This is a genomic window from Pseudoalteromonas piscicida (assembly GCF_000238315.3).
GTDB lineage: Bacteria > Pseudomonadota > Gammaproteobacteria > Enterobacterales > Alteromonadaceae > Pseudoalteromonas > Pseudoalteromonas piscicida.
The window spans coordinates 1851023-1872929 of sequence record NZ_CP011924.1; the positions used below are offsets into that span (position 1 = coordinate 1851023).

21 protein-coding genes are annotated in these 21907 nt (G+C 43.7%); 7 read left to right on the forward strand and 14 right to left on the reverse strand.

Annotated elements, in window-relative coordinates; translation table 11 throughout:
• The first annotated feature begins 10 nt into the window (after positions 1–10).
• From PPIS_RS08560 to PPIS_RS08575, 4 genes are all read left to right on the forward strand, one after another.
• Entirely contained in the window at positions 11–706 is a 696-nt protein-coding gene (locus PPIS_RS08560) for a 3-keto-disaccharide hydrolase (RefSeq protein WP_010371076.1), read from the forward strand.
• Between the two features lie 2 nt (positions 707–708).
• The gene (locus PPIS_RS08565) at positions 709–2388 is read left to right on the forward strand and encodes a GMC family oxidoreductase (protein ID WP_010371072.1); all 1680 of its coding nucleotides are present in this window, start codon (positions 709–711) and stop codon (positions 2386–2388) included.
• A complete protein-coding gene (locus PPIS_RS08570) occupies positions 2388–3137 on the forward strand; it encodes a gluconate 2-dehydrogenase subunit 3 family protein (protein WP_010371070.1) in 750 nt (249 codons plus the stop codon). Before PPIS_RS08565 ends, PPIS_RS08570 begins: the two co-directional genes overlap by 1 nt.
• Before the next feature lie 68 nt (positions 3138–3205).
• The gene (locus PPIS_RS08575) at positions 3206–4063 is read left to right on the forward strand and encodes a sugar phosphate isomerase/epimerase family protein (protein ID WP_010371068.1); all 858 of its coding nucleotides are present in this window, start codon (positions 3206–3208) and stop codon (positions 4061–4063) included.
• Between the two features lie 147 nt (positions 4064–4210).
• Here the strand turns inward: PPIS_RS08575 and PPIS_RS08580 are convergent, their stop codons facing one another.
• From PPIS_RS08580 to rpsP, 11 genes are all read right to left on the reverse strand, one after another.
• Positions 4211–4873 carry a hypothetical protein gene (locus PPIS_RS08580; RefSeq protein WP_010371066.1) on the reverse strand — a complete coding sequence of 221 codons (663 nt, stop codon included), beginning with the start codon at positions 4871–4873 and terminating at the stop codon, positions 4211–4213.
• A gap of 122 nt (positions 4874–4995) precedes the next feature.
• The gene (locus PPIS_RS08585) at positions 4996–5760 is read right to left on the reverse strand and encodes a hypothetical protein (RefSeq protein ID WP_010371064.1); all 765 of its coding nucleotides are present in this window, start codon (positions 5758–5760) and stop codon (positions 4996–4998) included.
• A gap of 419 nt (positions 5761–6179) precedes the next feature.
• Positions 6180–6449, reverse strand: coding sequence for a Txe/YoeB family addiction module toxin (locus PPIS_RS08590; RefSeq protein WP_010371062.1), 270 nt, complete (start codon positions 6447–6449; stop codon positions 6180–6182).
• Positions 6442–6696 carry a type II toxin-antitoxin system Phd/YefM family antitoxin gene (locus PPIS_RS08595; protein WP_010371061.1) on the reverse strand — a complete coding sequence of 85 codons (255 nt, stop codon included), beginning with the start codon at positions 6694–6696 and terminating at the stop codon, positions 6442–6444. The genes PPIS_RS08590 and PPIS_RS08595 overlap by 8 nt, the downstream gene beginning before the upstream one ends.
• 412 nt (positions 6697–7108) lie before the next feature.
• Positions 7109–7972 (reverse strand): AraC family transcriptional regulator, encoded by an 864-nt coding sequence (locus PPIS_RS08600; RefSeq protein WP_010371060.1) that lies wholly within the window; start codon positions 7970–7972, stop codon positions 7109–7111.
• Between the two features lie 221 nt (positions 7973–8193).
• Positions 8194–9888: a tetratricopeptide repeat protein gene (locus tag PPIS_RS08605; RefSeq protein ID WP_010371058.1), complete on the reverse strand. Its 1695-nt coding sequence runs from the start codon at positions 9886–9888 to the stop codon at positions 8194–8196.
• A gap of 577 nt (positions 9889–10465) precedes the next feature.
• Entirely contained in the window at positions 10466–11614 is a 1149-nt protein-coding gene (gene tyrA / locus PPIS_RS08610) for a bifunctional chorismate mutase/prephenate dehydrogenase (RefSeq protein ID WP_010371057.1), read from the reverse strand.
• Positions 11615–11825: 211 nt separating this feature from the next.
• Positions 11826–12185 (reverse strand): 50S ribosomal protein L19, encoded by a 360-nt coding sequence (rplS, locus tag PPIS_RS08615; protein WP_010371056.1) that lies wholly within the window; start codon positions 12183–12185, stop codon positions 11826–11828.
• 33 nt (positions 12186–12218) lie between these two features.
• Entirely contained in the window at positions 12219–12986 is a 768-nt protein-coding gene (trmD, locus tag PPIS_RS08620) for a tRNA (guanosine(37)-N1)-methyltransferase TrmD (RefSeq protein WP_010371055.1), read from the reverse strand.
• Positions 12986–13519, reverse strand: a complete 534-nt coding sequence (rimM, locus tag PPIS_RS08625; protein ID WP_010371053.1) for a ribosome maturation factor RimM — start codon at positions 13517–13519, stop codon at positions 12986–12988. The genes trmD and rimM overlap by 1 nt, the downstream gene beginning before the upstream one ends.
• A gap of 17 nt (positions 13520–13536) precedes the next feature.
• Positions 13537–13785, reverse strand: coding sequence for a 30S ribosomal protein S16 (rpsP, locus tag PPIS_RS08630; protein ID WP_010371051.1), 249 nt, complete (start codon positions 13783–13785; stop codon positions 13537–13539).
• A 257-nt stretch (positions 13786–14042) separates the two neighbouring features.
• Here rpsP and PPIS_RS08635 point away from each other — a divergent pair, with 257 nt between their 5' ends.
• Entirely contained in the window at positions 14043–15701 is a 1659-nt protein-coding gene (locus PPIS_RS08635; protein ID WP_010371049.1) for a tannase/feruloyl esterase family alpha/beta hydrolase, read from the forward strand.
• 59 nt (positions 15702–15760) lie between these two features.
• On the opposite strand, the gene ffh is transcribed toward PPIS_RS08635, so the two are convergent.
• On the reverse strand, positions 15761–17140 hold the full coding sequence (gene ffh, locus PPIS_RS08640) for a signal recognition particle protein (RefSeq protein WP_010371045.1): 1380 nt from the start codon (positions 17138–17140) through the stop codon (positions 15761–15763).
• A 207-nt stretch (positions 17141–17347) separates the two neighbouring features.
• Here ffh and PPIS_RS08645 point away from each other — a divergent pair, with 207 nt between their 5' ends.
• Entirely contained in the window at positions 17348–18154 is an 807-nt protein-coding gene (locus PPIS_RS08645) for a cytochrome C assembly family protein (protein WP_010371042.1), read from the forward strand.
• Between the two features lie 68 nt (positions 18155–18222).
• A complete protein-coding gene (locus PPIS_RS08650; RefSeq protein ID WP_010371038.1) occupies positions 18223–19482 on the forward strand; it encodes an HlyC/CorC family transporter in 1260 nt (419 codons plus the stop codon).
• A 52-nt stretch (positions 19483–19534) separates the two neighbouring features.
• Here PPIS_RS08650 and PPIS_RS08655 read toward each other — a convergent pair whose 3' ends face one another.
• Complete coding sequence (locus PPIS_RS08655; protein ID WP_010371036.1) at positions 19535–20143, reverse strand: transglycosylase SLT domain-containing protein; 609 nt, start codon at positions 20141–20143, stop codon at positions 19535–19537.
• Positions 20144–20273: 130 nt separating this feature from the next.
• The gene (gene gshA, locus PPIS_RS08660; RefSeq protein WP_010371034.1) at positions 20274–21851 is read right to left on the reverse strand and encodes a glutamate--cysteine ligase; all 1578 of its coding nucleotides are present in this window, start codon (positions 21849–21851) and stop codon (positions 20274–20276) included.
• Between the last annotated feature and the right edge of the window lie 56 nt (positions 21852–21907).

Here is a 21907-nt window from a genome sequence, read left to right on the forward strand (position 1 = left end):
AGGTTCCAATATGCTCAACTCTATAAAAATACTAACCCTGGCATTGGCGGTTAGCTGTACAGCTTGGGCTAGTACAACTGACAACCTATTGAGTCCGCAAGAACAACAAGCTGGATGGCAACTGCTATTCGATGGCAAAGATATGTCGCAATGGCGCAACTTTAAAAGTGACGGTCTAAATAGCCAGTGGCAAGTTGAGGACGGCGCAATGACACTTACCCAAGGTGGTGGCGGCGATATTCTGACCAAAAAACAATATCAGAATTTTGAACTCCAGCTCGATTGGAAGGTTTCTAAAAAAGGCAACAGTGGGATTTTTGTATTGGCGGATGAAAAAGGTGGAGCTATATACTCCCACGCCCCAGAAATCCAAATTCTAGATAACAAAGAACACCCAGACAATAAAATAGACTCTCACCTTGCAGGTTCTATTTATGACCTGTTTGCAGCACCAAGTACGGCACATAAACCTGCCGAAGCTTGGAACCAGGTTCGTATTAAGCTGCAAGATAGTCACCTACAAGTTTGGCAAAATGGTGTAAGCACGACGAGTATCGTGATTGGCAGCACCACTTGGAATGCTTTGGTTAAGAATAGTAAATTTGCAACATGGCAAGGGTTTGCTGAAGGTAAAAAAGGCCATATAGGTCTGCAAGATCACGGCGACAAAGTCTGGTTCAAAAACATTAAGATCAAGGAGCTGTAACCATGGCAACATTTGATCATAAAGTATTGGTCGTTGGCTCGGGTGCCGGTGGCGCAATGGCCGCTTATACACTCACCAAGCTAGGTCACAAAGTTTTATTGTTAGAAGCAGGCAGAAATTACGACCCAAAAACAGAAAGCCCAATGTTCCGCCGTAATAGCGAAGCCCCACTCATGGGCGCTGGCAATAAGGATAAGAACTTTGGTTTTTACGACGCGACAATTGATGGCGGTTGGCAAGTGCCAGATGAACCATACACACGCGCAGAAAACACCGATTTTTATTGGTGGCGTGCACGTATGCTCGGTGGCCGCACCAATCACTGGGGTCGCTACTCGCTGCGTTTTAGTGAGCACGACTTTAAGGGCAAAAGCCGCGATGGACATGGCGCTGATTGGCCGTTTGAATATCAAGACATTGCGCCTTGGTATGATAAAACAGAAGAAATAGTCGGGATCTGTGGTACTAATACCGGCTTGGATGACATGCCCCCTTCTGCGCCTGGCGTGTTACAGCCACCACCAACACCAAGAGTACCCGAATTATTGGTTGCTGCTGCCGCGAAAAAAATGGGGATCCCAGCGGTTCCTATGCACAGAGCGGTGCTGACTCGTAATAAAGACGACCGCTTAGCGTGTTTTTACGCCACGCCTTGTGGCCACGGTTGCTCAATTGGTGCGGCATTCCAAACTACTACCTCACTTATTCCGATGGCCAAAGCGACAGGAAACCTTGAAGTGATCACCGATGCCATGGTGAAGTCGGTCGCGGTGAATGAAGATGGCAAAGTAACGGGTGTGACTTACGTCGATAAAAAGTCTGCACAAGAACATGCACTCAATGCAGATGTGGTGATTTTGGCGGCCAGTGCCTGTGAATCTGCCCGTATTTTGCTTAATTCTAAACATGCAAAACATCCCAAGGGACTTGCAAACTCAAGTGGTCAGGTAGGTCGCAATCTAATGGACTCTACCGGTGCTTGGCTTGGTGCGCAAATCCCTGCGTTAAAAGGTCGCCCGCGTTATAACGAAGACGGCCATACCGGTAACCACCTTTTTATTCCGTGGTGGGGACACAAAGCCCATGAGAAAGGTGAGCTTAATTTCCCGCGTGGCTATCACTTTGAAATTAGCAGCGGCTTTAATCAACCGGGATCTGGTGTATCTGGCAATAAACAAGGTTATGGCCCCAAGTTAAAGCAACAAGTGCGTGATGCTTATGGTTCTTATGTTGGATTTGCACTGCGTGGAGAAATGCTACCGAACAAAGATTCTTACATGGAAATTGACGAAAACGTCAAAGATAAATGGGGGATCCCGGTTGCTAAGTTCCATTTCAAATGGTCTGACAGAGAGCTCAAGCAAATCGAGCATGGTCTCAAAACCGCGAAACAGATCCTTGAGAACATGGGTGCCAAAGTGGGCGAGCTACCGCCTGCAGAAAAAGCTATTTCAAAAGGCGGTGAGATCATTCATGAAGTCGGCACGACGAGAATGGGCAGCTCACCAAAAGAATCGGTAACGAATCAGTGGGGCCAAACATGGGACTGTGACAATCTATTTGTGATGGATGCCGGTGTCTTTGCGTCTAACCCCCATAAAAATTGCACCTTAACCATTATGACCTTAGCGATGCGAAACTCAACTTGGTTGGCAGCACAAATTGATAAAGGAGCACTGTGATGAATACACCTGATCGCGTTGATTCTTATAAATATATTTCAGGCATGACACGTCGCGAGTCATTAAAATGGTTAGGCTTGCTTGCCGCGGGATCTGCGGTAACACTCACCGCTGGTTGCAGTAAGGCCATTGAAGGTGAAACGGCTACTGCCGGGCACTGGCCAGATATTGAAATACAGCCAGTTAGCGCTCAAGGGTATGGAACCGATCCAAACATGATCATGCCGCCAGAGTCACCTTGGCCGCTCACCCTCACCGAAGCGCAGCTCACGTTAGTTGCAGTACTAGCTGATTTTATTGTGCCAAAGGAAGGAAGTCATCCATCAGCTTCTGAAGTACAAGTACCGAGTGTGATCGATGAATGGGTAAGCGCACCGTATTACGGACAACAAAAAGACAGAGTGACAATACTCCATGCGCTTGCTTGGATTGACGATGAGTCGACTTTGCGCTTTAAAAAGCCATTTTTACAACTTAGCGCCACGCAGCAAAGTAAGATTATGGATGATATTGCTTATTTTAATGCGCAAACACCAGAGCAATTTCAGCGTATAGGTAAAGCATTCTTGCGCTTTAAAGATCTCGTTCTCGGCGCCTACTTCTGTACACCTGAGGGCTGTCAAGACATAGGTTATCTGGGCAATGTACCAATTGCAGGTGATTATCCTGGGCCTACTGCTGAAGCCAAGGCGCATCTAGATGGCGTACTCGCAGAGCTTGGGCTAAGCCAGTATGCGTACCGCGACTAACCCTTGAGTCATTTTGTTATGACTAACCGAAGCAGAGTCTAGCTCTGCTTTTTCTTTAGGAGTAGATCATGTTTGTTGAAAACACCAACCGATTAAAGCAAGTAATGCTGTTCATTGCTTTAATTTTTATCTCGCCACTGTATGCACAGCCTTCCCTTCAACCTTTGCCCGTTAGCGTTCAACTGTGGTCGGTAAAAGAGGAATTAGCAAGAGACTTCGACGGCACATTGCAAGCACTCGCCAACATGGGATTTGATGGCGTTGAGTTTGCTGGAAACTTTGGCAGCTATGCCAATAACCCAAGTAAATTAAAACAAAGGTTAGCCGAACTCGGATTAGTTGCGAGCAGCGCCCACATCGGCTTTGATGCATTAACTGAAGAAAAACTAGCAAACACCCTACTCTTTTACAAAACCTTAGGCGTATCCACGCTCTTTATTCCTTGGGATGAAAGAGCATGGGATAAAAACCAAGTGCAAGCATTTGTAAAACAGCTTAACCAAGTGCACCAAATTGCCATACGTTATGATATGAAGATCGGATTTCATAATCACGAGAAGGAATTTAACCCATACGCTAATAGCACATTTTGGGATTATATCGCCACTAACACCCCAAGCGACTTTCCGCTGCAGCTCGATGTCGGCTGGGTGAATTATGCAGGTAAATCACCTAGCGATTATGTTAAGCGATATACAGGAAGAACCGTATCGACACATATCAAAATACGTACTCACCAAGGAGATGACAAAAGCCCAATCATTGGCGAAAACCACTACCCTTGGAAAGCGCTCATCCAGACCATGCAGCAACACGGCGGCACACAGTGGCTGGTAATCGAACAAGAAGAATACCCAAGCGGCCTAACCCCCCTAGAAAGCGTCGCCCGCTCAAAAGCGAATTTAGATAAGATACTGAGTGAGTAACAAGCGGGAATACGTTTATCTGAAATAGTTTGTCACTGTCAGGTTTGATCGCGGGGTTAATCAAACCTGACTGCTGTAATGGTGCGAGAGTGGAAAATGGTAACGCGTTCGTAAGCGGTAAATTTGGAGTGCGGAGCAACGGAAAATTTATCCGCTTGACGCACCTATTACATTTTTCGGGGTGTAGGTGAAGCTGTAGCCACTAGACTGAGAAAAGTAATATACCTTGTTAGACTTTTCCTCGATACCTGCACAGTTCTTTGCTCCACAGCCCAGATAGCGAAGTGTTTTTTCGCTCTTGTTAATAAAAACAGTAATCATGCTCCCTGAACTATTATCGTCAGCCATATGCTTCTCCAAAATCTCAGCCGCTTGTTGCTGACCTTTATTTTCAAAATATGCAAGGCTAAAAATGAACGCCAAGCCAGCTAACGAATAAAACGTTATACGATTGAATCTACTCTTTTCTTGCTTTTCTATGGCTGGAGATATCCTTTTTCCTATCCAGTAACGACGAAATTTTATGACTCGCCGTTTAGACCTGATGCTACCTCTCACCCAGTCAATGTATGAGGGTAAAATAGCATGAGACCAGAAATACAATGAAAGTGAAGCCACCACTAGCGTTAAGAGAATTGGGCCAAACGATATAATTAAGCCGCCGTAGATAACTTGATGGAAGCTTCTCTCCATCATGTCCGAATCTAGTCTCACGGATATAAGAAACCCATGATAGTTCGCAGTACTCCATGAATAGAGAAGTGCTGTACAAACAGCTAGGAAAATTGCGCTATCTATCGGTTTACCCACTGTTTTTCCTTGTAATGTAACGCCTATAGTTAAGAGGCAATAAAATAGTTAGCTAAAATGAGTGACGAAGGAGCAAAAGCCAACTGGTTTTTTGTCTTTTTAAATAACTTATTAAGTTTCTATTACACTGAAATTTCCGTATTTATTAACTCTATGCTAGTACCATTGATAGAACTAATTTCACCACAAATCCAAAGTGGTTGATACTCGTCCATTACTTTAAGTTTTGAAATATCTTTTGACTTATCAATAGTAAAATCAGCTGTATTCAACGGTTTTTCAGTTTCAACGCTAATGCGATAACCATCATCACACTCTTTAAAGCTAGAAAAAGCACATTTCCATTGTACTTTTAACCCAATATAACTATTTTTTCGGTGATTTTTATCGAATGGTTTCGCTTCATTTATTTCGTTTTTTATCTGGGTCATTGATGGAGATAAACTATATAAATTGGTATCAAATGGAGCTGGTTGATCAAATCCTTCTATTGAAGCTAGTGCAGGAAATAGATCATGGGATAAATTTGATCTAGGCACATCTAAATCATCACCTTTAGCCGTTGGAATAGAATTTATTGAAGCATCTATCTCTTTAGTTGAATTAATTAGCTTACTTTCTAACTTCTCAATCCTATGTTCGAGAAGTTCTAATTTCTCATCAGAAGTGCCGTCATTCTTTTTTAAACTAAAAATAGAATAGAACAGTGCGATAATGCATGCAGCTATTTCACCAATGAGCCCCTTAACCAGTAACTCTCTTTCACTTTCAGTTGGAGTACCAAAACCAAGAAAAACCATACCCAAGGTACCGAGAACTGCTAAAGAAAATAAAACCAAAAATGTCCAAAACAAAATCCATTTCATATTATTGTTAGCAGTACTCATGAAACTCCTTTAGAAGACCAACAGCTCATTAGCGTGAATTATTGAATACCTCACTTATCCAAAAGAAAAGTAATCGCAACATTCAAGCTAACTTTATTTATTAACTTTAGTAAGTTATCAGTCAAAGTATGTGATTTCAACACATAAGTCACCTGAAAAATCCATGAGTGACTTATCCGAGCCATCGATTGGCTCGCCACGAAAAAATTACATCTAGATAACGTGTTAAAAATGCTCAATTTTATATGTCGCAAGTTATTTGTCGCCATAAATGGCGACCTACGTAAGAAAGCGTGAGCAACGCTAGCACTTTATCTAACCCATTGTGCTATAAACACTAAATCTGCATCAGACCGAAAATGCTAAGCGTTTTTAGTCCATCTTGAGCATCTTGTAGATGCCAGATCGCTGAACCTGATTTAGTAATGGTAACGACACGAAATTATCGTTATCGCTTGACCGTCGACCGCGTACACAAGTCTGTTAGTATCATCAATACGACGAGACCAAAAACCAGATAAGTTCTCTTTCAACGCCTCTGGTTTCCCGATGCCCTCTAATGGAGAGCGCTTAACATCATTAATTAGTTTATTGATGCGCTTAAGTGTTTTCTTGTCTTGAGTTTGCCAATACAGGTAGTCATCCCAAGCGTCATCAGTCCACGCCAATAAACGTTGGCTACTACTCATCAATTAACTCTCGTGTTGTTGTTTTACCAGCGCGGTACTGTGCTATTGAACGGTTTAGGTGTTCAGCGTTTTGAGGAGAACGCAGTAAATGCACTGTTTCCATAAGGCTATTGTAGTAGTCTAGAGACATAACCACTGCATCCTCAGAATCACGCCGTGTTATAACTGTTGTATCAGCATCATTAACTACACCGTCTAAAACAGCTTTGAGACTATTTCTAGCTTCAGTAAAAGATACGATTTTCATAAGAATCCCCACATGTACATTTAATGGAACAAGTATAGTCTTCACTACCCTACTTGTACAGTAAGCTGAACATGTAATATTAATAAACCAACGCCCGATTAACGGGTAAAAATTGAGGGCCAAAAATTGAGTGAAGCGAAAAGCTCATTAGCGTGAATTCTTGAATATCTCACTTATACACAAGTTATTTGTCGCCATAAATGGCGACCTACGTAAGATTACTGCGTAAAGTGTCAAAGCTAAGCGGAAGGTTATTAGTAAGTCTTGATAATAAATGCTCAGACTCGGCTTGCAGCGCTGAGAACTTGCTTCGCTAGAGCAACAATGATTGCTATAGCAAAGCAAATAAATATTAGTAACTTGAGTATAGGCAGATACATTAGCCATAAATGCAAACCAAGTAACGTTATCATCAATTTTGCAATGGCAGGTAAATATCGGTGATCAAGTCGCACTCATCCACTTGATGCACAAAATTATGATATTCAAAAAAGCAGCAATGCGCATCTGGCAATTCGCCACTGTCTGCTAGCCATTTTTGATACAACCAGTGTATAGTTTGCTCCATATTGTCGTGACTCCCTAAATGCCTTACCTTGGCGCAACGCATTTGTGGAATAACACCATTTTCGACGCCAAACGCGTTATCTGGTACTTCAGTGTTTACTGAGCCACACAATTTAAAACGAAATGCGTCTTCAGCCATGGCTTCAGGGTCGCCATTTGGCATGCCAAATGTTCGACTCGTATTAATTGGTGAAAGTCCGCTATGTTGTCGCCAAGCGATAAACTTGCCTGCACTTTCAAATATCAGTTTTGCTGCCCCTTTGTGCTCTAAAAAAGCAATTTGAGTCTGTTCAAAGTTAATAATATCGACCTGCATTGTCTGCACTCCTAAATTTTGTGGTGAAAAAGTAAAAACGTCATACCAACTAGGCCAATTTGCAGCTTGTCTAAACTGTGAAGGGCTTTGTTCAAAAGTACGTTTAAAAGCTCGAGAGAAAGCCTCAGCACTATCAAACTTTGCTTCAAGTGCAATATCAATAATTTTAATATCGCGCTCAAATGCTAGGCGAAAAGACGCCCGCTTTAATCGCGCCAGCAAAATATACTTACCCACATTCACGCCCATAAAAGCCACAAATACGCGATGAAAATGAAATTTAGATAAAGCAGCAACATCACTAAGCAAGCTCACCGTTAATTCATCATCTAAATGTTGATTGATGTAATCGCAAACGAGCGAAATACGCTGCTGTAAAAGATTGCTTTGCATAAAGCGCCTATGTGTTAGTAGAACTGCAGACAAGCTTAATCATATCAAAAGCAAGATACTTGATTGAAGTTGCTCAATGTAACGGAGAATGAGGAAATGTCCATCCACAAAGATGGAAATAGAGAGCGGTGTCACTTATTTTACTATTTAATCGCGCTACCGGGCCAGCTGGTGGTCGAACGCGCTAAACGCCCGACTACAAGCCCAGGGGATCCCTCGCACTACTTATAAGCGCAGCGCGAGGGGTTAATATTCAGAGGGTTACCCTTGCGTCTTTCCAGCTGCGATTCAAACTTGCTGGCCAACTGGTGTCGCCAGTACGGTGCCATCATCTCTTTGTTCGGCGCTTTGGGGCCAAGCGTAACGTACTCAATCGGAGTCAGATGATCGTCTCTGTGCAGCTCCAGATATAAGCGCGGTGCTTTGCCATTTGCAAAGTCGGGATCTTCACTCTTTATTTCTTTTGCGCCATAGTCCAGATGCGTGACTATCACCCTGTGTTCCTGCTCATCCTTATAGTTGGCATCTTTTAGGAGATAAGGCAGCGGGCCGAGTAGCCAAGCAAGTGTTTGCAATTTTTCAGGCGTAGGTTTCTTGCCAACAAATTTATCAACTTCTTTTTTGAGCGCTTCGAAATGAGTTTGCAGTATGGTTGCGCCCCGGCCCTGTATTCTAAAATTATCTCTAAGATACACAACCCGGTAAAATGCAGCACTTTCTTGAGGAGATTGGCCGGTATTGGCAAATGAAGGTTTTCGTTGCTCATTTTGCTCTGCGTGATTGCCCTGATCTTTCATTAAACGATAGCCAAAAAAGCGCCCGGTATTAAAGGTAATGGCGCAGCCGCAAGCATCGTCATTTAAGTGGTTTTTACTGTAAAAGCGCCACATATTCAGGCTGTCGCTGTCTGGTAAAAAACAACCAATAAACACAGGGTTACCCTCTTCCGGCTCGTAACCTAATTCCTGCCAGAGTAATTTTCCCTCATTAGGATCATTTACTGCGTTAATGTGACCCAGCCTAAAAGGGCTTTTTTCCAATAAAATTGCTTGCCCGACATCAAAGGAGGTGTAGTGGGTCATTGAGGTTTTATGTTCGACCTTAAGTATATCTAAGATCTGTTCTCTTAATTTGCTTATAAGCTCTGAAAGCGCAAAACGCTCCGCTCTATCCACCAACTCATAAGCTTCAAAGCTTAGTTCTGGGTCTTTGAGAACTTGATCACACAGTTCTTTGGTCCGAATGTAGTTTTGCTTTACACCTTCACCAAAAAAATAGCTGTAGGCCAGATTGAGCTGGGCGCGATTATCTCCTTTCTTTGCGGCGAGCAGATAATATTTATTGGCTTCTGTGTGGCTTTTTTTCACGCCTCTGCCAAAATCGTACATATAGCCTAGGTTGCACTGAGCATCTGCATCTCCCTGCGCTGCGGCCAATTGGTAATACTCAACCGCTTTCTTATCACTTTGCGCAACGCCTTTTCCTTGCTCATACATGAGACCCAGATTGCACTGACCGCGCACATTTCCCTGCTCTGCGGCCAACTGGTAATATTCAACCGCTTTTTCATCACTTTGCGCTACGCCTTGACCATATTCATACATAACACCCAGGTTGCACTGACCCCATGCATTTCCCTGCTCTGCGGCCAACTGGTAATATTCAGCCGCTTTCTCATCACTTTGCGCAACGCCTTTTCCTTGCTCATACATGAGACCCAGGTTGCACTGACCGCACGCATCTCCCTGCTCTGCGGCCAACTGGTAATACTTAACCGCTTTCTCATCACTTTGCGCTACGCCTTTTCCTTGCTCATAGATAACACCCAGCTTGCAATGGGCATCTGCATCTCCACTCTGAGCTTTCTCAATCAGTGCTTTAATCTCTGGGGTTAATTCGGGGTTCTGTTCTAACATCAATATTCCTTTTAAACTGCTTAACCCTGTAAATATCATGATTGGGGGCTGAATGCCCTTATTAAACGACATTTTGTGATGGCTGACAATGGGATAGATTTTAATCAGTAAGTGTAGGTTGTCTGTACTAAGAGGAAATGCTTTCACACGGTTTGGGAACAAGCGTGAAAATCGAGGAAGTCTCTGACACCCACCTCAAATTTGGAAATCCTGTTATTGATACTTCGCTTCATTAGGCTAGAGCTAAGAACAAAACGCAATAGAATCAACACCAAAGTTATTTGTTGCCATCAATGGCGACCTACGTAAAATCGTGGCGTAAAGTCACTCCCACAACACTATTTGTACGAAATCGCTGACACCCACCTTAAACTTGGAGCTGCATTATCAGCATTGATGCTGATAGCAACGGGTGTTATTTGATACTTTGCTTCGTCAGGCTAACGCTTAGAACAAAACGCTATAGAATCTGCGCCGAAAGGTTATTTGTCGCCATAAATGGCGACCTACGTAAAATCGTGGCGTAAAGCCTCCCACAACGCTATTCGCACTGTGATGTAGGAGGCATAACTTGGCGCTAAATACTTTCCTCATAATCCAACACTTTAGCGTCATTGGCTTTGTTAAGCAGGCCTCGGCTTTGTGATAGGAAGTGTTTCGCGCTTTCTGAGAAATAATGTTTGGCTTGTGAGAAAGATTGCATTAGACCTTCTTTATCGCCTTGTTGTAGCTTGGCCAATGTCTGCTCAAAGGTATCTTGATAGCTTGCCAATAACCCTTCTACATCATTAAATTGCGCGAGCATAATATCTGAATAAAGTTCAGGGGATTGCGCAAACAGCCGTCCCACCATCATCAGCTCTAATTGGTAGATAGGCGATGAGCAGCTTCTTAGCTCTTTTAATGAATGGCACTGCTTAGATAAAAACTGACCATACACAAACGTGGTTAAATGGCGCATTACCTGAATGATCTGCATGGATTGGTCGTGTTTTTTAGCGTCCATCGGTACCAACTGGCTGCCCCAGATCTTTAGTTGCTTGATTAATCCTTCACATTGCTTTGGCATACGTCCTTCGCACACCACGACAGTTTGCTTAACCCAATGAGATATATCTGGACCAAACATAGGGTGTAGACCAACCACAGGGCCGTTGTGCTTGTTCATTAGTACTTTGAGCGGGGCTTGCTTCACAGAGGTAATATCAGCAAGAATACAGTCATCAGGCAGCGTTGGTAGCGCATTAACAACCTGCTCAAAGGCATTGATAGGAACGCTCACCAATACTAACTTAGCATCACTCAGTAGCTCAGTAGCCTGTGATTGATTGTCTTTGTCTAAAATGCGTACCTCGTAGCCTGATCGCCTAAACTGTTTCGCAAACAGTTTACCCATGGCGCCTTGACCACCGACAATAACAACCGGAGACATTTTTGGTGCGGCACAGGCGAGTTCACTTTGCTGGTTTTCGTAGGCTTCTCGCATCATACGACGCAGAATATCTTCGACTAAATCAGGGTTTACCCCTTTGGCATCAGCTTCTGCGCGCCGGGCTTTGATCAGCTCAGCTTCACGCTTCGGCACATGTAGCGGTGCGCCCTTTTGCTGTTTTATTTTTCCAACCTGCTCGGTCAATGCTTTGCGCTTTGCAAGTAGCGCGACAAGCTCGCTATCGCAATCATCTATTGCAACGCGTATTGCTTCTAAATCGTTAGCCCCATTCATGATGTAAACTTATATATACAGTAGTAAATTAAATAGTACACCGAGTCTAACAAGAAGTGCGCAGCTTTAAAAGTAAGCAACCATGAAAATATCGTGACAAGACGCCTGATATGTCAGTGAGTATTCACAGAATGGAAATAATGAGAGGGATAAAACCAAAACAGGCCGCATAAAGCGGCCTGTTTTATCTGCATTTGATAAATGCGACGTATTAGTTAAGTTTCTCTTTAATACGTGCTGATTTACCAGAGCGCTCACGTAGGTAGTAAAGCTTAGCACGACGAACCGCACCACGACGCTTAACTGTTACGCTGCTGATAAGAGGGCTGTGCGTTTGGAATACACGCTCAACACCTTCACCGCTTGAAATCTTACGAACAGTGAAAGATGAGTGTAGACCACGGTTACGCTTAGCGATTACAACACCTTCAAAGGCCTGTAGACGCTCTTTTTCACCTTCTTTTACACGAACCTGAACTAGTACTGTATCACCAGCGCCAAATGCAGGTATGTCTTGCTTAAGCTGTTCAGCTTCAAGCTCTTTAATAATATTTTGGTTTACTTTTGCCATTTTATTTCTCACATTCCTAGGTGTAACTGTCTTCTAGCCACAAGCTTGGCCATTCTCTTGCTGAAATTCAGCAAGTAATGCCGCCTGCTCCTCAGTCAGAGCTAGGTTACGCAACAAGTCAGGACGACGTTGCCAAGTTCTACCCAAAGACTGCTTTAAGCGCCATTTGGCTATTTCTTGGTGGTTTCCGCTGAGTAATACAGCAGGCACCTGTTTATCATCCAATGTTTCCGGCCGGGTATAGTGAGGACAATCCAACAAGCCATCCGAAAATGAATCTTGCTCTGCTGATTGGTTATGACCTAACACACCTGGCACTAACCGCGCTACTGCATCGATTAATGTCATGGCAGGTAACTCACCACCACTCAGTATAAAATCGCCGATGGACCACTCTTCGTCTATATAAGACTCGATGATCCGCTCATCAATACCTTCATAACGACCCGCTACTAAAATCAACTTTTCAGAGTGCGCCAATTCAGTCGCACCTTGTTGATCTAGCTTTCGCCCTTGAGGGGACATATAAATTACTTTAGCGCCTTCTCCTGCTGCCGCTTTGGCATCAAGAATAGCTTTTTTGAGAGGCTCAACCATCATTAACATTCCCGGGCCACCACCATAAGGGCGGTCATCCACGGTTCTATGTTTATCAGTGGCGTAGTCTCTCGGGTTCCAACAATTAAACTCAATCAAGCCGTTTTTCACAGCTCGACCCGTTACGCCTTGCTGAGTTATCGCATCAAACATGTCAGGAAAAAGTGAAACCACTCCAACCCATAGCTTTTGCTGATCGCTCATTAAAACGCTGGATCCCAATCTACCGTAATTTTTCTCTCGTCATGATTAATATCCGAAATAACAGAGTCTGTTAAGAATGGAATTAATCTTTCCGATTGGCCAAATGCATCTTTTTTGTTTGCTTTCACAACCAAAACGTCATTTGAACCAGTCTCCATCAAGTCATCAACTATGCCTAAGTCGTAACCTTTATCGGTTACTACTGACATGCCGATGAGATCTCGCCAATAAAACTCCCCTTCAGGTAATTCAGGAAGCTGCTCAGCATAAACAGCGATTTCAGCATTGGTATAAGCCACTGCTTCGTCTCTGTCGTTTACCTGTGCAAATTTAGCGATATATCCCTTGTTGTGACGACGCCAGTCGCTCACTTCAAGGTTTTGCCATTTACCTTGTTGCCCTATCAACCATGGGCTGAAATCGAAGATCCCTTGGGGATCGTCAGTAAATGAATGCACCTTAAGCCAACCCTTGATGCCATAAGGAGCACCAAGCTTACCAACAACGATTGTCGAGGTTTTACTTTGACTCATGGTTACACTTACGCCTATTAAGCCGCTTTACGAGCGTCTTTAACCAGCTTCGCAACACGATCTGAAAGAGCTGCACCTTGACCTACCCAGTGATCAACACGAGATAAATCTAAACGTACTTTTTCTTCCTGACCTGCAGCGATAGGGTTAAAGAAACCTACCTTCTCGATGAAACGACCGTCACGCGAGAAACGGCTATCCGCAACCACGATTTGATAGAATGGACGCTTTTTAGCGCCGCCACGTTGCAAACGAATAGTTACCATACCGTCCTCTACATAGATTGACTGTTTTCATTAATAAGTTTGTACTTCCCATTACGGGAAGCTCGGGCATTTTACGCATTTTCACGCGCAATGCAAGTTAATTCCAAAGTTGATGCTTTATTAGGCCCTGCTACAAAAATTACCGCTGAAGTTTCGCACGCCACATTCGTCCCAATAGTGGTACAAAAAATTGACTTTTTCAGCACTGCTGGAAAGTCGAAAGTCCCTGTTGTTTCATTTATAAGGAAAGCACACATATGAACCAAATGCGCAAAGCAAAACGTTCAATTAAACATCTACTTCTAGGTATTCCATTCTTTTCTTTTGCGCTCGTTGCTACTTCAACACTTGCAGCAAACAATGAAGAAATAACGGCTTGTAAACTGTTACGTTTTGGCGACTTCTCGCAGCTAGAGCAAGGTAATGCTGCAATGAGTATCACCAACGCAGAATATGTACCAAGCCAAACCCTAGATGCCGACACCGAACTCTGGACTTATAAGTATAGTCGCCTATTGGGTGCACCTATACCAAAAGGAACAAACTCTTTACCTGAGCACTGTTTGGTTGAAGGCTATGCCGCACCGACGATACGTTTTCAGCTTAGGTTACCAATGGACCAAGTTTGGAACCAACGTTTCTTGCTCAATGCCTGTATGGGCTTTTGTGGCGAAGTATCGAACTACCCAACGATGGCTGGCGTTATGCGCAATTACGCGACCATGTCTCATGATGGCGGCCATACCGCTGCTGGATTCGATGGTTTGTGGGCTAAAAACAATGTGCCGTTAAGAGAAGACTTCGCCTATAGAGCGAACCATGTGGTTGCTGTTGCAGCAAAAGCGGTTATTGAGCGTTTTTATAGTAAGCAACTTAAGTACTCATTTATATCGGGTTGTTCGAAAGGAGGTCATGCAGGGATAATGGCCGCAAAGCGTTACCCAAATGATTTTGATGGCGTGATTGCCAGAGGACCGACGATTAATTACACCAAAGTCAACCTAGTCAACTGCATGGATAATGCAAAAGCTATTTTGGATGAAAACGATAACGCACTGCTCGATGCAAGCTACACTGACTTTATTTCACAGGCCGTCATGCAAGCTTGTGATCATAAAGATGGCTTAGTTGATGGATTAATAAGTGATCCTAGACGCTGCGATTTTGACCCGCAAACGCTCCTGTGCAGCCACAACACAACGGGTAAATGCCTGACACCTCGCCAAGTCAACGCAATTAAGGAAATATATGCGCCATCCTACGACCAACAAGGCAACATCATTTATGGCGGCCTACCCTATGGCTCCGAACCTGAATGGACAGGTTGGTTGTTCCCTGAAGCACCGTTTATCAAGCCTTATCACTACTATGCTGCAACCGAGTATTTAAAGTACTTGGCTTTTCCTCGAGAAAGATACAATCAAGGCAACTGGAGAGACTTTTCTTACAACAATGAGGTTGGCGAGCTTTCACCTATCTTAAGTTTTATGGACGCCGATCACCCTGATCTCACTGGATTTAAAAATAGCGGTGGCAAAATGATTGTATTACATGGATGGTCAGACGCTGCGATACCTGCATATGCAACTATTGATTGGTATGAGTCGGTTATCAACTATATGGGTAAAGACAACACCTACGACTTTGCTCGGCTATTCTTGCCACCAGGATTGGTGCATTGTGGTATCGAGGGACCTGGCGCTGAAACCTTTGATGCCATCGCAGCGTTAGTGCATTGGCTTGATACAGGCATAGCACCGGATGCACTGATGACGCAAAAAGAAGATCCGCAGGGCAATATTCTTTTCACTCGCCCTGTTTACCCCTATCCACAAGAAGCCCAGTACATTGGTACAGGCGACCCGAAAAAAGCAGAAAACTTTAGGCCAATAGTGCCCAATTTTAAGAATAACTAAGTAAACAAAAAGGCAAGCCCCATGGCTTGCCTTCACATTATACAAACTATAAAACGGTGTTAGAACTTAGGCCCACCGCCACCGAACATGCCCGGTGGCATCATGCCTTTCATGTTCTTCATCATTTTCATCATGCCGCCTTTGCCTTTCATCTTCTTCATCATCTTCTGCATTTGGGTAAATTGCTTCAGCAACTTATTAATGTCTTGTACTTGCGTACCAGAACCCGCAGCGATACGCTTTTTACGCGAGCCTTTGATGATTTCAGGACGTGCACGCTCTTTAGGCGTCATTGAGCTTATGATGGCTTCCATTTGGTTAAAGGTCTTGTCGTTTACTTGACCTTTTACTGCATCCGGCAAGTTCGACATACCAGGCAGCTTTTCCATCATCGACATCATACCGCCCATGTTTTTCATCTGGCGCAGCTGTTCAGCAAAATCTTCCAGTGTAAAACCATCGCCTTTAAAGACTTTCTCAGCCACTTTTTGGGCTTTGTCTTTATCGACTTTCATTTCGACTTCTTCAATAAGCGACAGTACATCGCCCATACCTAGAATTCGAGATGCAACACGGTCTGGGTGGAATGGCTCTAAGGCATCCGTTCTTTCACCCACACCGATAAACTTAATGGGCTTACCAGTAATATGGCGAATAGACAGTGCCGCACCACCGCGCGCATCACCATCCGTTTTAGTTAAGATAACACCGCTGAGTGGCAGCGCTTCATCGAACGCTTTTGCTGTATTTGCAGCATCCTGACCTGTCATTGAGTCAACAACAAATAAGGTTTCAATTGGGTTAATCGCCGCGTGTAAATCTTTGATTTCATCCATCATGTCTGCATCTACGTGCAAACGACCTGCGGTATCCACAAGTACCACATCAATGAACTTTTTCTTCGCGTGAGAAATAGCACCCGTTGCGATATCTACCGGCTTTTGTGAAATATCACTGGGGAAGAACTCGACGTCAACCTCTGCTGCTAACGTTTCAAGCTGTTTGATAGCCGCTGGACGATACACGTCAGCACTCACCACCAACACAGATTTCTTTTTGCGCTCTTTAAGGAATTTAGCCAGCTTACCAACACTGGTGGTTTTACCCGCACCTTGAAGACCTGCCATCATCACGACAGCTGGCGGCTGCGCGTTTAGGTTCAGCTCTTCGTTGGCCTCACCCATCGACTTTTCAAGTTCTTCACGAACAATCTTGATGAAAACCTGGCCTGGGCTCAGACTCTTTGTGACTTCTACACCAACCGCGCGTTCTTTTACTTGTTTTACAAAGTCGCGCACAACTGGCAAGGCAACGTCAGCCTCAAGCAATGCCATGCGTACTTCACGGAGTGTTTCTTTAATATTGTCTTCAGTTAGTCGGCCACGGCCACTGATGTTTTTAAGCGTTTTTCCTAAACGCTCTTGGAGGTTTTCAAACATGTATCGGTTCCAAAATCTCGAAATTGTCGGGCATTATACTGATATGCGAGCCACTAATACAGTATTCAAGCCGATTGTTCTGCTTTTTACGCTTTCGCTGAACGAAAATAAGAATAAGTTAACGGATTGAGATAAAACCCTATGCAAGTGGATAGGCTTTAAATACAATAGCTAAAAAAGGAAAGCAAAAATTAGGCACTTATTTTTATGTTGATTATTAGCTTGTCATTAATCGCCTGTCTCTTTTACATCATGGCCACCAGCCATGTTTTATCGCGCTTATTTGACAAACAAGGTCCAGATCAAAAGAAAACCTTAATATTAAGCACCGTCGCCATTTTGACTCATATGCTAGTGTTGGTGAATTCAGTGTTTACGCATCAAGGACAAGATCTCAGTACCGTCAACGTTGCCTTGTTAACCTGTTGGGTTATCGTTGTTTCTGTAACGACCGTATCTTTACGCTTCCCTGCAACATTATTGCTGCCCGTGGTGTATGGCTTCGCCGCTATTTTGTTATTAGCAAGCCTATTTATTCCACACCATATTATTATGCACACAATAAACATAGATATTGGTCTCGTTTTACATATTTCACTTTCTTTGTTGGCTTACTGTGTACTTATCATCGCCACACTCTACGCCATTCAATTTATGTTTATTGATAAACGTCTAAAACAGCGGGATTTGGCGATTATGACCAGCCATCTACCGCCACTTATGCAAGTGGAAAGGCAGCTTTATCAGCTGTTATTTGTAGGCACAGGTTTATTAACACTGGCATTGGCATCCGGTTTTTACTTTTTAGACGGTATGTTCGCCAAAGAGACTATTCACAAAACCATTTTATCTATCGTTGCATGGCTTATTTATGTCGTCGTCGCCTTTGGGCATAAGCAGTTCGGCTGGCGCGGTAAGTCTGTGGTGATTTCAATCATAGCGGCTTCTGGCATCGTGACTTTAGGTTACTTTGGTAGTCGCTTTATACAAGAAGTGATTTTAGGCAGGTTTTAAACTTTAACTTGACTATCGTAACTCACTAACGCTTAATACTCTTTCGTAAGTAAAAAAGGGATCCACTGTTGGAAGACATATCGACCAGCGCCTTGTTTATCATACTCGGCGTGCTCATTTTGATGTCGGCTTATTTTTCTAGTTCAGAAACCGGTATCATGTCAATCAACCGTATTCGTCTACGCCATCTTGAAAAAGAGAATCACCGTGGTGCGAAGCGTGTAAGTAACCTTCTTAACCGTCCTGACAGACTGATTGGTCTGATCCTGATCGGAAATAACCTCGTCAATATTGCCGCTGCGCAAGTGGCTACCATCATTGGACTGCGCCTGTATGGCGATATGGGTATCGCAGTAGCTACCTTTGGTCTCACACTTGTGGTTCTTATCTTCGCTGAAGTCACACCTAAGACTCTCGCAGCTTTATACCCCGAGAAAGTCGCGTTCCCAAGCTCTGTTATCCTCAAAGTATTGTTGAAGGTCTTGTTCCCTTTGGTTGTGGCAACCAACTGGATCACCAATGGTATGTTGCGATTGGTCGGGATCACACCACAAGAGATTGAAGAGCACAGCCTAAGTAAAGAAGAATTAAAAACCGTGGTAAATGAGTCAAGCGCTATGCTGCCCTCAAACCACCAAAACATGCTCACTTCTATCTTAGACTTGGATCACGTGACCGTGGAAGACATTATGATCCCACGCAGTGAGATCAATGCGATAGATATCAATGACGAGTGGAAAGATATTGCTCGCCAGCTCACGAATGCGCAGCACACCCGAGTGCTACTTTACCGTGACCAAATTGATGATGCGGTTGGTTTTATTTACGCTCGTGATGCGCTACGCCTACTGACAAAAGAGCAGTTTGATAAGCCGTCACTACTGCGTGCGGTAAGAGAGATTTACTATGTACCAGAGAATACCTCGCTCAATACACAGCTGATCAAATTCCAAGAAGCCAAAGAGCGCATTGGTCTTGTTGTTGATGAGTATGGTGACATTCAAGGTCTGGTTACGCTCGAAGATATTCTTGAAGAAGTCGTAGGTGACTTTACCACTACGCAGACGCGTGCGCCGAGCGAAGACGTAAACATGCAGCGTGATGGCTCAGTTATGGTTGACGGCAGTGTAAACGTGCGTGACTTAAATAAAGAAATGAGTTGGGACTTACCTACCGAAGGTCCTAAAACCCTCAGTGGTCTGATTGTAGAGCACCTTGAGGATATTCCAGATGCGCCTCTTGGCTTAACGATTTCTGGTTATAAGATGGAAGTCATTGAGATCAAAGAAAACATGATCAAGATGGTGAAAATTTCTTCTAGCTCTTAAGCAAGTAAAAGCTAAACTCAATTGCGGTGTTGAAAGTAACACCGCGGTTTATTCAAGAAAAAATTCTCTCGAACCAGTTCTTATCTAAATCATCTTCACAGCGTTTAAGTTGAACGGCATAGCGCGCAGCACGATGCTTTACCTTATTTGCGACTTGCATTAACCATTTCTTATTTTTATACGTACCACGACGATAACCGCCCCAGCCTTCATGATAATTGAGGTATTGTGCGTAAGCGTCCCATTTAGACACGCCGTTTACCTTGTGAGTCTTGTATACGAACCAAGCCATAAAATCGATGGCGTCTTCAAAGTCATCGCGATCTGCACCTGAGTTTCCAGTTTCACGAATATAATCAGACCAGGTCGGAGTTTTGGCTTGAGAGTAGCCATAAGCAGAGCTCACTCTGCCAACAGGAATAAACCACAGGAAATATTCCATAGGAGGAGCCGCATCATGCCGAAAAGAACTTTCTTGGTACATCATACTCATCAGTACATGCTTTGGTGAGCCCCACTTTTCTTGAGCATCACAAGCGTCATAGTACCAATCTTCTTTTTCCTCAAAAATCTTACAAATATCATGAGGTTGTTTAGGTGGTGCAGTAGCACATCCGGATAAAACAGCGACGAGGCTAATTAAAATTAATTTTTTTTGCATTTTTTTCGAAACCTAATGAACTTTTACAATTTGCATTGGTCTGAACTTATGAATGCAGCAGTTTAGCATTGTTTCATCCCTGAAATTTATTTGCGCAGCCTTATGGCTGCGCTTTTTTATGCCTTGTGCATTATGCCCTTGAAAAATAATCGTCAAGGAAAGCCGTGAAGTCTACCGTATCCGCAGCTCTAACCGCAGCCTCATCTTCGAAAGACTGACGTGCAAATGACTTCAGCGTATCTTCATCGTAATAACCGTATTTGATATCTTGATGAAGTTGCTTATATTTTTTCGCAAGTTCAATGCCCATTGAGCCTTGTTCTAAGGTACGACTCTTCAGTTGAGATAGCAACTGCCCAGAAAAAGTAAGTGCAGGTGTTTCAATTGACAACATTAATTTTTCCACTGTTGCCACATAAACTGATTTTTCGGTACTCGCATCTAACATTTTTGCGACTTTGAGTAAGTCTGTAAAAATCTCCGTGCCCCACTGCTTCACACTCACAGGCTCACCCGCTTTACTCAGTTCAAGTGCTGTGCAGCGACCTTGGTTAACCACCTGATGTAAATTCTTACCAGCGAGCTTTTGCGCTTCAAAAGAAAGCTCCGGGCTTGGCTTTAGCAAACAATAGGTTAAGAACACATCGAGGAAGTGGATTTGCTCAAGACTCACACCAGTATGCTCGAATGGGTTAACATCCAACGCACGAATTTCGATATATTCGATACCACCACGTTCAAGTGCTTGAGTCGGTGTTTCACCAGACTTGGCATTGCGTTTTGGTCTAATTGGTGAGTAGAACTCGTTTTCAATCTGTAAAATGTTGCGATTTAGCTGTTTTGGCTCTGCTGCTCGATAGTCTGGAATTTCATGATACAAGTCGGAGCGGCAACGAATGGCTTGTCGCAAGCCCGCAATATACTCATCCAGATCGTTATACATCACCTTAAGCGAGCTTTGTGCACTATTGGTATAACCTAAATCACCCAGTCTAAGTGCGGTGCCGTATTCAAGGTAGATGGAGCCATTTTCTAGCTTACTAAATGGCAAGTCGCTCTTTTTACCTTGCAAAAATGACGGACAAAGCGCAGGAGATGCGCCAAACAGGTAGCTTATCAGCCACATTTCACGCTTGAAATTACGAATAAGGCCTAAATACTGCTGGGAGATAAATGATTGTTGAGGGTTATCGTCTTCAGACATCACTTGCAGGCTTTGCCATACGGTCTCTGGAAATGAAATATTGAAGTGCACACCTGCAATGGCCTGCATCATGCTGCCATAACGGTTTTTCAGCCCTTCACGATAAAGCGTTTTCATTTTGCCGATATTAGAAGTGCCAAACTGCGCTAGGACAATATCTTCTTCGTCCTCAATAAAGCATGGCATCGACAAAGGCCACAGTAACTCATCACCCATGTTAGCCAAAGTAAACTTCTGTAGATCAGAAAGTTGCGCTAATGTCTCTTGTGGGTCTTCACTCACTGGAGTGATAAATTCGAGTAGCGACTCAGAAAAATCAGTGGTGATATGACCATTGGTCAGTGCGTGGCCCGTCTTTTCTGGATGCGGTGTTTTCGCTATTTTTCCCGACCCTTGGATCCGCAATGCCTCACGTTCGATACCTCTTTTGATACCTTTGAAAACGCCGCGATGCGCGCCGTCAGACAATAAGTCCAGCTTAGTGTTTAAGTCTAATTGTTTCAAAAATTCTTCCTCGAACCTACAGGCCAATTTCAAGTTTATGGGGTCGAAACCAAATT

Excerpts from the sequence above, each read along its gene's own strand:
- PPIS_RS08570 (WP_010371070.1), top strand. The coding sequence starts at position 2,388 with ATGAATACACCTGATCGCGTTGATTCTTATAAATATATTTCAGGCATG.
- PPIS_RS08585 (WP_010371064.1), bottom strand. The coding sequence starts at position 5,760 with ATGAGTACTGCTAACAATAATATGAAATGGATTTTGTTTTGGACATTT.
- PPIS_RS08565 (WP_010371072.1), top strand. The coding sequence starts at position 709 with ATGGCAACATTTGATCATAAAGTATTGGTCGTTGGCTCGGGTGCCGGT.
- rpsP (WP_010371051.1), bottom strand. The coding sequence starts at position 13,785 with ATGGTAACTATTCGTTTGCAACGTGGCGGCGCTAAAAAGCGTCCATTC.
- PPIS_RS08595 (WP_010371061.1), bottom strand. The coding sequence starts at position 6,696 with ATGAAAATCGTATCTTTTACTGAAGCTAGAAATAGTCTCAAAGCTGTT.
- PPIS_RS08590 (WP_010371062.1), bottom strand. The coding sequence starts at position 6,449 with ATGAGTAGTAGCCAACGTTTATTGGCGTGGACTGATGACGCTTGGGAT.
- rimM (WP_010371053.1), bottom strand. The coding sequence starts at position 13,519 with ATGAGTCAAAGTAAAACCTCGACAATCGTTGTTGGTAAGCTTGGTGCT.
- PPIS_RS08575 (WP_010371068.1), top strand. The coding sequence starts at position 3,206 with ATGTTTGTTGAAAACACCAACCGATTAAAGCAAGTAATGCTGTTCATT.
- tyrA (WP_010371057.1), bottom strand. The coding sequence starts at position 11,614 with ATGAATGGGGCTAACGATTTAGAAGCAATACGCGTTGCAATAGATGAT.
- PPIS_RS08600 (WP_010371060.1), bottom strand. The coding sequence starts at position 7,972 with ATGCAAAGCAATCTTTTACAGCAGCGTATTTCGCTCGTTTGCGATTAC.
- PPIS_RS08605 (WP_010371058.1), bottom strand. The coding sequence starts at position 9,888 with ATGTTAGAACAGAACCCCGAATTAACCCCAGAGATTAAAGCACTGATT.
- PPIS_RS08655 (WP_010371036.1), bottom strand. The coding sequence starts at position 20,143 with ATGCAAAAAAAATTAATTTTAATTAGCCTCGTCGCTGTTTTATCCGGA.
- trmD (WP_010371055.1), bottom strand. The coding sequence starts at position 12,986 with ATGAGCGATCAGCAAAAGCTATGGGTTGGAGTGGTTTCACTTTTTCCT.
- PPIS_RS08560 (WP_010371076.1), top strand. The coding sequence starts at position 11 with ATGCTCAACTCTATAAAAATACTAACCCTGGCATTGGCGGTTAGCTGT.
- PPIS_RS08645 (WP_010371042.1), top strand. The coding sequence starts at position 17,348 with ATGTTGATTATTAGCTTGTCATTAATCGCCTGTCTCTTTTACATCATG.
- PPIS_RS08635 (WP_010371049.1), top strand. The coding sequence starts at position 14,043 with ATGAACCAAATGCGCAAAGCAAAACGTTCAATTAAACATCTACTTCTA.
- rplS (WP_010371056.1), bottom strand. The coding sequence starts at position 12,185 with ATGGCAAAAGTAAACCAAAATATTATTAAAGAGCTTGAAGCTGAACAG.
- ffh (WP_010371045.1), bottom strand. The coding sequence starts at position 17,140 with ATGTTTGAAAACCTCCAAGAGCGTTTAGGAAAAACGCTTAAAAACATC.